This is a genomic window from Caballeronia sp. M23-90 (assembly GCF_053574605.1).
The window spans coordinates 1-10,614 of the sequence record NZ_JBSIPA010000213.1; the positions used below are offsets into that span (position 1 = coordinate 1).

10 protein-coding genes are annotated in these 10,614 nt (G+C 60.5%); 5 read left to right on the plus strand and 5 right to left on the minus strand.

Annotated elements, in window-relative coordinates; translation table 11 throughout:
- The first annotated feature begins 101 nt into the window (after positions 1 to 101).
- The gene (locus tag ACRXB1_RS20110; protein ID WP_449492991.1) at positions 102 to 389 is read left to right on the plus strand and encodes a hypothetical protein; all 288 of its coding nucleotides are present in this window, start codon (positions 102 to 104) and stop codon (positions 387 to 389) included.
- A gap of 54 nt (positions 390 to 443) precedes the next feature.
- Here the strand turns inward: ACRXB1_RS20110 and fumC are convergent, their stop codons facing one another.
- From fumC to ACRXB1_RS20130, 4 genes are all read right to left on the minus strand, one after another.
- On the minus strand, positions 444 to 1,838 hold the full coding sequence (gene fumC / locus ACRXB1_RS20115) for a class II fumarate hydratase (protein WP_062167295.1): 1,395 nt from the start codon (positions 1,836 to 1,838) through the stop codon (positions 444 to 446).
- Between the two features lie 38 nt (positions 1,839 to 1,876).
- Positions 1,877 to 3,553, minus strand: coding sequence for a phospholipase D-like domain-containing protein (locus ACRXB1_RS20120; protein ID WP_449492992.1), 1,677 nt, complete (start codon positions 3,551 to 3,553; stop codon positions 1,877 to 1,879).
- A gap of 339 nt (positions 3,554 to 3,892) precedes the next feature.
- Entirely contained in the window at positions 3,893 to 5,317 is a 1,425-nt protein-coding gene (locus ACRXB1_RS20125) for an MATE family efflux transporter (protein ID WP_449492993.1), read from the minus strand.
- 183 nt (positions 5,318 to 5,500) lie between these two features.
- Entirely contained in the window at positions 5,501 to 6,556 is a 1,056-nt protein-coding gene (locus ACRXB1_RS20130; RefSeq protein WP_061999985.1) for an NAD(P)-dependent alcohol dehydrogenase, read from the minus strand.
- On the opposite strand from ACRXB1_RS20130, the gene ACRXB1_RS20135 reads away from it, so the two are divergent.
- Positions 6,555 to 6,779: a hypothetical protein gene (locus ACRXB1_RS20135; protein ID WP_062167293.1), complete on the plus strand. Its 225-nt coding sequence runs from the start codon at positions 6,555 to 6,557 to the stop codon at positions 6,777 to 6,779. The two genes, ACRXB1_RS20130 and ACRXB1_RS20135, sit on opposite strands and share 2 nt — an antisense overlap.
- A 268-nt stretch (positions 6,780 to 7,047) precedes the next feature.
- On the opposite strand, the gene ACRXB1_RS20140 is transcribed toward ACRXB1_RS20135, so the two are convergent.
- Positions 7,048 to 7,269 (minus strand): RNA-binding S4 domain-containing protein, encoded by a 222-nt coding sequence (locus tag ACRXB1_RS20140; RefSeq protein WP_062167292.1) that lies wholly within the window; start codon positions 7,267 to 7,269, stop codon positions 7,048 to 7,050.
- Positions 7,270 to 7,619: 350 nt separating this feature from the next.
- On the opposite strand from ACRXB1_RS20140, the gene ACRXB1_RS20145 reads away from it, so the two are divergent.
- The 3 genes from ACRXB1_RS20145 to ACRXB1_RS20155 form a co-directional block, all read left to right on the plus strand.
- Positions 7,620 to 8,003: a hypothetical protein gene (locus tag ACRXB1_RS20145; RefSeq protein ID WP_061999982.1), complete on the plus strand. Its 384-nt coding sequence runs from the start codon at positions 7,620 to 7,622 to the stop codon at positions 8,001 to 8,003.
- Positions 8,004 to 8,071: 68 nt separating this feature from the next.
- Positions 8,072 to 8,326, plus strand: a complete 255-nt coding sequence (locus ACRXB1_RS20150; RefSeq protein ID WP_449492994.1) for a hypothetical protein — start codon at positions 8,072 to 8,074, stop codon at positions 8,324 to 8,326.
- 249 nt (positions 8,327 to 8,575) lie between these two features.
- The coding region (locus ACRXB1_RS20155) for an ATP-dependent helicase (RefSeq protein ID WP_449492995.1) at positions 8,576 to 10,614 on the plus strand (2,039 nt) is incomplete at its 3' end.

Below are 10,614 nucleotides of genomic sequence, written 5' to 3' on the forward strand. Positions count from 1 at the left end.
GCGCGATTTCGCGCAGAGCACACTAAGAGCGGCGTAACAGGGCCTGCGCCGACTGCATTCACTGGTTGCAAGCTACGTTCACTCAGCGAGGTTTGACTAGAATGAATCCTTACCCTCTGACCGGCACGCTGGACCAGTTGATGCTCGCGGCACTTCATGAAAAGGCTGATCCAGTGAAGGCGCTCACCAAAGACATTGATGAACTGGTCGCGCGCACGAAGCGCTCGGTGGCTGCGACGGGTCTGAAACTGCGGGTTGGGGACAAGGACGTGGCGGACGACGACATCGACAGACGTCTTGGCCATATCTTCGAAGACTCCGGCAAGAAGCTGCTCGCTTATGCGGTCGAACAAGGGTTTTTCCCCGCCGCACGAAAAACGTCACGATAGATTCATTGCATGACGGCAGCGGTTGCGCGTAGTCAACCGCTACCGTCTCCAGCTTTACCTGTTCCCGACCATCTCTTCCGGCTTCACCCACTCGTCGAACTGCGCTTCCGTCACGTAGCCTAACGCGAGGGCGGATGCTTTCAACGTCGTGCCTTCCTTGTGTGCCTGCTTCGCAATCTTCGCGGCCTTGTCGTAGCCGATATGCGGATTCAACGCTGTGACCAGCATCAACGATTCGTTCAGCAAACTCTCGATACGCGGCTTGTTCGGCTCGATGCCAACCGCGCAGTTATCGTTGAAACTCAATGCGCCGTCGGCGAGAAGACGAACCGATTGCAGCACGTTATGGGCGATCATCGGGCGGAACACGTTCAGCTCGAAATTGCCGCTCGCGCCGCCGAAGTTCACCGCAACGTCATTGCCGAATACCTGGCAGCACAACATGGTCACGGCTTCGGATTGAGTGGGATTGACCTTGCCCGGCATGATCGAGCTGCCCGGTTCGTTCTCGGGAATCGACAACTCGCCCAGGCCGCAGCGCGGTCCGCTGGCAAGCCACCGGATGTCGTTGGCGATCTTCATCAGACCCGCCGCGATGGTCTTGAGCGCGCCGTGCGCGAACACGAGCGCGTCGGCGGCGGCCATCACTTCGAACTTGTTCGGCGCGGTTTCGAAGGGCAGGCCGGTGAGCTTGCCGATCACGTTCGCGACCTTCACCGCGAATTCGGGATGCGCGTTCAAACCCGTGCCGACCGCGGTGCCCCCGAGCGCCAGTTGATACAGATGCGGCAAAGTGGACTCGACGTGGCGAATGCCCTGGTCCAGTTGTGCGACGTAGCCGGAAAATTCCTGTCCGAGCGTGAGCGGCGTTGCGTCCTGCAAATGCGTGCGGCCAATCTTCACGATGGAATCGAAGTCCTTCGATTTTTTATCGAGCGTGGCGCGCAAGGTTTTCAGCGACGGCACCAGATGCTTGACGATCGCGACAGCCGCGGCAATGTGCATGGCGGTCGGAAATACATCGTTCGATGATTGTCCGCGATTCACGTCGTCGTTCGGATGAACCTTGCGCGCCTCCCCGCGCTCGCCGCCCATCAGTTCGCTCGCGCGGTTCGCGATCACCTCGTTCAAGTTCATGTTCGTCTGCGTGCCCGAGCCCGTTTGCCACACGGCGAGCGGGAATTCATCGGGATGCTTGCCAGCGAGGATTTCGTCTGCGGCGGCAATTATGGCCTTGGCTTTATCGTCGGCGAGCACTTTCAGTTCGGCGTTCACTTCCGCCGATGCGCGCTTGACGATCGCGAGGGCATCGATCAGTTCCGGCGACTGCTTCTCGCTCGATATCTTGAAGTTCTGCAACGAGCGCTGCGTCTGTGCGCCCCAGAGTTTCGCGTTCGGCACGGCGATTTCGCCGAAGGTGTCTTTCTCGAGTCTTACGTTGTCCGTCATGACTACTTGCTCCTTCAGGTTCGGTTGGAACCAGACGCTTAAAGTTGAGAGTCGACAGGCAGCAACATGAACAATCCCGTCAGCAGATTCCGGTAAAAACCGGCTTGCGGATCGAAGTCATAGGTGCGCACCTGGCCGTTTTCTTCGGTGATCCAGACCAGCCGCGACGTCGACGAGCCGATGTTCTGGAGGCCACCCAGTACTGTGGGGGAGGCAAGCTCCACACGATACGACGTTGCCGGCGCAATGCCGCGATCGAACAACTCGGCGGCTTCGCCGGCTATCTTCTCGTTGTACACGACCAGCGCGAGTTCGGTGTTGAGAGACGCCGAGCGCGGATCGAGATTCATCGAACCGATTACAAGGATACTGCGATCGATCACATAAGCCTTGGCGTGCAGACTCGAGCGCGATTGTGACCCGAACAGGCCTGCGCGCGGCTGTCCGGCGCCTTCGGCAATCACGGGCTTCAGTTCGTACAAATCGACGCCGGCTTTCAGCATGGGCACGCGATACGGCGCGTAACCCGCCTGGACCGCGACGGCGTCGGTTGCAGCGAGCGAATTGGTCAGTATTTCGACTTTCACGCCCTTTGCGGTGATCGCGGCAAGCGCCTTGACGCCTTCGTCGTGCGGCACGAAATACGGCGAGACGATCTGGACGCTGCTCTTCGCCTGATTCGACAATTCGATCAGGCGTTCCAGCGGCGGGCTTTTGTAGTCCGGATCCGGATGCTCGATCTTGACAGGCGAGTCGGCCTTGAATTCGGTGTGCGCCCACGTGAGTCCCAGGCTGTCCTGCGCGATCTGCTGGGCAAGCGGCGTGGCATTGAGCGGCTTGGCGTTCAGCGGATCGGCTTGTTCTTTCCAGTGCTGGCGCAGGTCGTCGCGGGTCTTGTCGAGATCGGCGGGATCGAACTTCTGCTTGTTCAGCGCGCGCAGCGGATACGCAATCGAGCTGTTCCAGTATTCATCGAAACTCGCCGATATCTCCTGCGTCGCCGGCCCCGCGACAAACGCATCGAGATCGCGGAACTGGATCGTCGGACTTGCGCTGAAATATTCGTCGCCGAGATTGCGGCCGCCGATGATCGCAATCTGGTTGTCCGCGATCATCGCCTTGTTGTGCATGCGGCGCGTGAACTGATCGACGTTCGTGAACAGGTTGCGCGTGCGTTCGCCGAAACCGCGCGCCGCGCTGCCGAACGGATTGAAGACGCGGATGTCGATGTTGTCGTGCGAATTCAATGTGGCCATGATCTTGTCGATGTCCTTGAAATTCAGGTCATCGACCAGCATGCGCACCTTCACGCCGTGATCGGCTGCATAAAGCGCTGCGCCGAGCAACAACTTGCCTGTGTTGTCCTCTTCGGCGATGTAGTACTGCATGTCGAGCGTTTTCGTCGCTGCGCGGGCAAGTGCGATGCGCGCCTGCAGCGCTTCGGTGCCGGTTGGCAGGAGCCGCACGCCGTATTCGTCCGGGTGCGCCGCTTCTTTCGCTGCGATGGCAGCGCGCAGCGGCGTATCGGCAGTGACGGAGAGCGCGTGCGTGACCGGATGGTCGAATGCGCTTGCCGGTGGCCGCGTGGCGCATGCGGTGAGCGTCAACGCGGTGAGCGCGGCGACGGTGAGCTTCAGAAACTGCGAAAAATCGCTGGATCCCGCGTGAAATGCCTGGAGTTTCAATGACTGCCTGCTGCGTTGCGACACGTCCATTTCTTTTCTTTCCCGAGCGTTTTTATGATCTGACGGCGCTTTAGACGCACCTTCGTTGTCGTTCTCAGCGCTGGATCTCGTGCAAACGGGCGAGGATCACGCGGACACATTTTATGGGAAATCGGGTATGGACACGCTGAACGGATCGATTTGAGAAAAAGCGGGGAGGGAATGCGGCGGATCGCGGACGAAAAAAAACCCGCTTCAACGAAGCGGGCCTAATACCCCTGTTACTGGATGAGTCTCAAGGAGACGGCTTGATCGTATCCGGGGAGCGGCCGGATTCCAACCAACAATGCCTGCTTAACTTATTCGGCCGTCTGCTCCTGCTTGCCGCTTTCAGGAGCTATTGCGCGACGCTTGCGCGTTTCTAACGGCGGCCAGCGTCTCACCGGCAACAAGCCGGCGGCTCATCCGGTCGAAACGGAAAGTCATCAGCGCCGCGACGCTTGCCAGCCCCGCCGCGAGTCCCCACCACAGGCCTTTCGTGCCGCCGCCGAAGTGAAACGCCAGCAAATAGCCCGTCGGAAAACCAATGCCCCAGTAGCCAAATGCGGCGGCGAGCATGGGCACGCGCGTGTCTTTGAGCCCGCGCAATACGCCGGAGGCGACGGTCTGCATGCCATCGACGATCTGGAAAACTGCCGCCACGCCCAGCAGCGACGCCGCCAGCGCGACGGTCTGGGCGTTTTTCGGGTCATCGAGATGCAGATACAGCCCGACAATGGCATGCGGCGCCAGCACCAGCACGCAGCCCGACAACGCCATGAACGCCACACCGAGCGCGAGCGCGACAAATCCCGCATGGCGCGCGGCCACAGGCACGCCGGCGCCGATCCAGTAGCCCACGCGCACATTCGCCGCCTGGCCGATGGCAAGCGGCACCATGAACGCCACCGACGCCACGTTCAACGCGATCTGATGCGCGGCGAGCTGCGCTTCGCCGAGCGTGCCGACGGTCATGCCGGTGGCAAGAAACAGCGTCGATTCGACGCCATACGTGATCGCGACCGGCCAGCCGATACCAAACAGTTCGCCCATCAACGGCAGGCGCGGACGGGACGCGGCAACGAAATGCCTGAATCGCGGGCGCAAGTGCAGGAACGCGACAAGCGTAAGCGCGGTGCCCCAGACTGTAATGGTGGTCGCGACGGCAGAACCCAGGAAACCGAGCTCGGGCAGGCCGTACGCGCCGTGGATGAGCCCGTAGTTGAGGAACCCGTTCACGAACACGCCACCAATCGATACCCACAAAAGCCGCCGCGCCGCGCCGATAGCCGGCAGGAACGCGCGCATCATACCGATCCCGATCAGGCTTCCCGGCGCGCCCCAGCGCAGCACCGCGCAATACTCGCCGACGTTTTTCGCGAGCAACGCGGGCTCGTGGAACGCGAGCAGGATCGGCTCGGCGAAGCTCAGCAGCGCGAACGCCGGAATGGCGAGCAGCAGCGACAACACGAATCCGGTCCAGTAGATATTCGGCACGAGGTGATCGTTGTTCGCACCACGCGCATGCGACACCGACACGCTCACCGACGTCAGCACGCCCTGCAGCAGCACCACCACGACAAAAAACAGGTTGGCGCCCAGGCCGCCGGCGGCAAGGGAATCGGGCCCGAGCGAGCCGAGCAGGATGGTGTCGGTCACGCCCATCGCCATTTGCGAGAGCTGCGAGATGGCGAGCGGCGCCGCGAGCCTGGCGGTATCGACGGCGTGACGGGAAAAGCTGGGCGGCGCGGTCGCGCGATTTATCGGGGTTGGCATGACGGGTAATCGGAAAACTTGCGCCTGAGCAAAAGCCGGCGTTGAAACGGGAACGGGCGATGCAAAGGCCGTTGCCGGCCCTGCATCGCCCGTTCGTTCCGGCCGTGTTCCGGAGTTCAGGCGCGAACTGCGGACAATTGCACTGAACCCGAAACCGGCAAAAGAGAACGAAAGCCTTGTAGCTTATTGCTTGATCGAGCTCATGTCGATCACGAAGCGGTATTTCACGTCGCTCTTGAGCATCCGGTTGTACGCGGTATCGATTTCGTCCATACGGATCATCTCGATATCCGACGTAATTCCGTGCTCGCCGCAGAAATCGAGCATCTCCTGCGTTTCAGCGATACCGCCAATCAGCGAGCCTGCCAGCGTGCGCCGCTTGAAGATCAGGTTGCCGATGGACGGCGACGGATGCGGATGTTCCGGCACGCCGACGAGCGTCATGGCGCCGTCACGCTTGAGCAGCGTCACGAACGCGTCGAGATCGTGGGACGCCGCGACGGTGTTCAGGATGTAATCGAAGCTGTTGAGGTGCTTCGCCATCTGATCCGGGTCCTTCGAGATCACGACCTCGTGCGCGCCGAGCCGCTTGCCGTCTTCCACCTTGCTTTGCGACGTCGTGAACAGCACCACGTGCGCGCCGAGCGCAGCGGCGATCTTCACGCCCATGTGCCCAAGCCCGCCCAGCCCGACAATGCCGACCTTCTGGCCCGGCTGGATATTCCAGTGGCGCAGCGGCGAGTAGGTCGTGATGCCGGCACACAGCAGCGGCGCGACGGCGGCAAGCTCGAGGTTTTCCGGGATATGCAGGCTGAAGGCTTCGTCGACGACGATCTGCGTGGAATAACCGCCGTAGGTCACGCCGCCGGTGTGTTTGTCGGGTCCGTTATACGTGCCGACGAATCCGCTTCCTTCGCAATATTGCTCGAGGCCTTCCTGACAACTCGGGCAAGTGCGGCATGAATCGACCATACAGCCGACGCCCGCGAGTTGCCCGACCTTGAACTTCGATACTTCCGATCCGACTTCCACCACGCGGCCGACAATCTCATGGCCCGGAACGTTCGGATACACCGTACCGCCCCATTCGCCGCGAGCGGTGTGCAGATCCGAGTGGCACACGCCGCAGAACAGGATGTCGATGCGCACATCGTGCGGCGTGAGGTCACGGCGTTCGAACTCGAAAGGGCTGAGCGGTTCGGTAGCGGAACGTGCGGCGTAAGCGTTGGTCTTGTACATGGAATTGCTCCAGATAGAGGGCAAAAAAGCGTCGGGCGAAATGCTCGAGCCCTGGACACAAATATTCAATGATCCGGTCATCGGCCTGTTGGAAGGGCGCGCGCCTGGAAGCATTTGCAAGGCCGGCAAAGAGAATTGCCGGATGAAGCGGGCAAGGGTTATGCCGGTCCTTTTGATCGGACGTCCATGCGCGGACGTCCACGCGTTGCGAAAGAAGGAATGATTAACGGGATGGAGTCGCCTGGCCGGAGCGTGTCCGGGTGTTACGGGGGTGATGCGCGGGTCTTGCTCAATCGGCAGCGTCGTTCAAGATTGCTGCCGAACGTTACTGCCTGAAATGATTTTAAATCGACTCAAAAAAACGTGCTTGAGTGACAGGCAGTTAGCGACCGGTCCCGAACGCCAATTATCGCGCTATCGGTCCTGCCTTCGTAGCCGTGCCGATGTAAAACTTTGCCACTCTCACACACGTCGCGCAGCAAGTGCCGGGTTCATGCCGGCTTGCGAATCTTGATGGTGGTGTCATCGACAAGAACCGTCTGGCCCGCGCGGATCTTGCACGTCTTGCGCAACTCGATCTTGCCGTCGACCTTCACTTCGCCCTCGGCCACGCGCATCTTCGCGGAGCCGCCACTGTCGGCGAGACCCATGATCTTCAGCAGGTTGTGCAACTCGACGTAATCGCCCGTGAGCGTGAATTCCAGGCGCGGCATTGAGGGCCTCCTTGCGGGTTGAGATCGGTGCTGGCGCCAATCGGGGCGCACATCATAAACCAGTCGAATGCCGAGGCAGGCACGCCGTGTGCGATAGCTGCCGTGTCCCGGTAATTTCCGGCCATCCGTTCCTTTGCAACATGTCAGCAAATGAAACCTTCGGTAACAGTGACGGGTTTCGCTGAACCGGGTGGTGGTAGCAGGGTCAATCGTCAGGGTCAATCGTAATACGTAGTCCAGTAGACGGGCGGTTGCAACGCGCAGGATCCAAGGGCGTTTCAGGACACGAGATACGCTGCCCGGCGTTGCAGTCAGCACCCGGAAAAACAATCGCTAGCGAGGAATTGAATATGTTGCAAATCAAGAAGATGCTGCTTGGTACCGCTTTCATCGCTGTTGCAGGTTCTGCTTTCGCCCAAACTGCGCAGCCCACCGATGCCGGTGCTCAGGCACCCGCTCAGGTCACGCCCGCGCCGCAAAACCTGACGGCTCCGGCGCCGACCGATCCGCTCGTGCAGAAGCGCAATGCAAACGCTCAGGCCAACGCGGAGTACAAGGCATCTAAGAAAGCGTCGCAACAGGACCTGAAGGCGGCCAACAAGCAAGCGAAGGAACAGTACAAGGAGCAAGTGCGCAACGCCAAGATCAACAAGAAGGCCGACAAGCAAACGGCCAACGACGAACTCAAGTCCGCCGAACCGAATGGCCCGCAGAACACGAACTTGCAGCACTAAGCTCGATGTTTCGATGAAAGCGGCCGTTTCCTGATGGCCGCGTTTGACAAGAATAGAAGGAGAACATCATGACCAAGACCACTCATCGTTTATTCGCTGCCTTGCTCGCGGGGGCCTTTGCGACGGCTGCGACGGTATCGATCGCGCAGACCACCGCCGAACCCACGCACGCTGAAAAGAAGGCCGCCAAGAAGCAGGCCGAAGCCGATAAAGACGCGAACGTCGCGCAGGCCAAGGCCGACAAGCAGAAGACCGAGTCGCAATCGAAGGCGAACGAAGCCGCCGCCGATGCCAACCTGAAGAACGCCAAGAAAGCGGATTGATTCCGCTTTGCCGCGTGACGAAAGGCCCGACAAGCGCACGCTTGCCGGGCCTTTTGTTTTTTAGGGCCAAAAGCCTGCTGCATCAAGCGCTTGCGTGCGCGGGTTGTATGGATATACAGTGTGCGTCACCCGTTTTTCGAGCTTTCAAGGTTACGCGACGTGCTTTCGCCCATTCCCGCCACTGAGGCTGACTCCACGACCGAAGCGCAAGCCCGTGCGCCCGGAGTCGTACCCGCAGTTGCCCCGTATTTGACCAAGCTCAACGACGCCCAGCGCGAAGCCGTCGAATACGGAACCGATGCCGACCATTCCACCGGCGCGCTACTCGTGATCGCGGGCGCGGGGTCAGGCAAGACGAACACGCTTGCGCATCGCGTGGCGCACCTGCTCGTAAAAGGCGCCGATCCGCGCCGAATCCTCCTGCTGACATTTTCGCGGCGTGCGGCCAACGAGATGACGCGGCGCGTGACGCGCATCGCGACCAACGCATTGGGTAATCGCAGCGGCATGGCGCAGGGCCTCACCTGGTCCGGCACGTTTCATAGCGTCGGCGCGCGTTTGCTGCGCGACTATGCGGATATGGTCGGCTTGTCGCCGTCGTTCACCATCAACGACCGCGAAGATTCCGCTGATTTGATGAACCTCGTGCGGCACGAACTGGGGTTATCGGCGAAGGAGAAGCGTTTTCCCGCCAAGTCCACCTGCTTCGCCATCTACTCGCGCGTGGTCAATACCGGCGCGTCGCTCGCGACCGTTCTCGATCAGGCGTTCCCGTGGTGCCGCGAATGGGAGGACGACTTGCGCCGCCTCTTCGCCGCCTACGTCCACGCGAAGCAGCAGCAAAGCGTGCTCGACTACGACGACCTCTTGCTCTACTGGTCGCACCTTGCGGCCGAGCCATCGATTGCAGCGGATCTGTCGAGCCGGTTCGACCACGTCCTCGTCGATGAATACCAGGACACGAACAAGCTCCAGGCATCCATCCTCCTTTCCATGAAACCCGATGGGCGCGGCCTCACCGTCGTTGGAGACGATGCGCAATCCATCTATTCGTTTCGTGGCGCAACGGTGCGCAACATCCTCGACTTCCCGAATCACTTCGATCCGCCGGCGAAGTGCGTGACGCTCGAGCGCAACTACCGCTCTACGCAGCCTATCCTGGCGGCATCGAATGCGGTGATCGGACTCGCCACCGAGCGATACACAAAGAACCTCTGGACGGACAAGACATCGGCGCAACGTCCACGGATCGTTTCCGTGGCCGATGAAGCCGATCAGGCGCGTTACATCGTCGAGCAGATACTCGAAGCCCGCGAAGGCGGCATGACGCTCAAGCAGCAGGCGGTGCTGTTTCGCGCCGCGCATCACAGCGCCGCGCTCGAAATCGAACTGACCCGGCGCAACATTCCGTTCGTGAAGTTCGGCGGCTTGAAGTTTCTCGATTCCGTGCATGTGAAGGACGTGCTGGCCGTGTTGCGATGGGCCGAGAATCCGCGTGATCGTGTGGCGGGCTTTCGCGTGGTGCAATTGCTGCCGGGAATCGGGCCGGCCATTGCCGGACGAGTGCTCGATCAGGTTGCGGAACGTGGCAACACGGCGTCAGCGCTCGCGGCATTTGCGCCGCCGCCAAGAGCGAGTGAGGACTGGCCGGTATTCGCAGGGTTGATGGCGAAGGTCTGCGCGCGTGAAAGCGGCTGGCCTGCTGAGTTCGAGATGATTCGCCGATGGTATGAACCGCATCTCGAGCGCAATCATGAAGACGCGGCGATCCGTCACGGCGATGTCCTGCAGATGGAAAGCATTGCATCGACGTATCCGACGCGCGAGCGTTTCCTGACGGAGTTGACGCTCGATCCGCCCGATGCCACGAGCGACGAATCGGGCGTTCCGCTCATCGATGAAGACTATCTGATTCTCTCCACCATCCATTCGGCCAAGGGCCAGGAATGGAAGAACGTGTTTGTGCTGAACGGCGTGGATGGCTGCATTCCATCGGACATGGGCACAGGCAGCGACGAGGAAATCGATGAAGAGCGGCGGCTCTTATATGTCGCCATGACGCGGGCAAAAGAGGATTTGCACATCGTCACGCCACAACGCTTTTACGTGCACAACCAGACGGCCATGGGCGATCGGCATGTGTGGGCGGCGCGCACGCGCTTCATCTCGCCCACCTGTGTCGGTTTGCGGTACGGTCTTGTTAAACTGAAGCTTAGAGGCTTTTCTTGGAACCACTTCCGATTGCTTCTTCACCTAAGTGAATGGCCTCGTACCCTTGAATTCCGCGC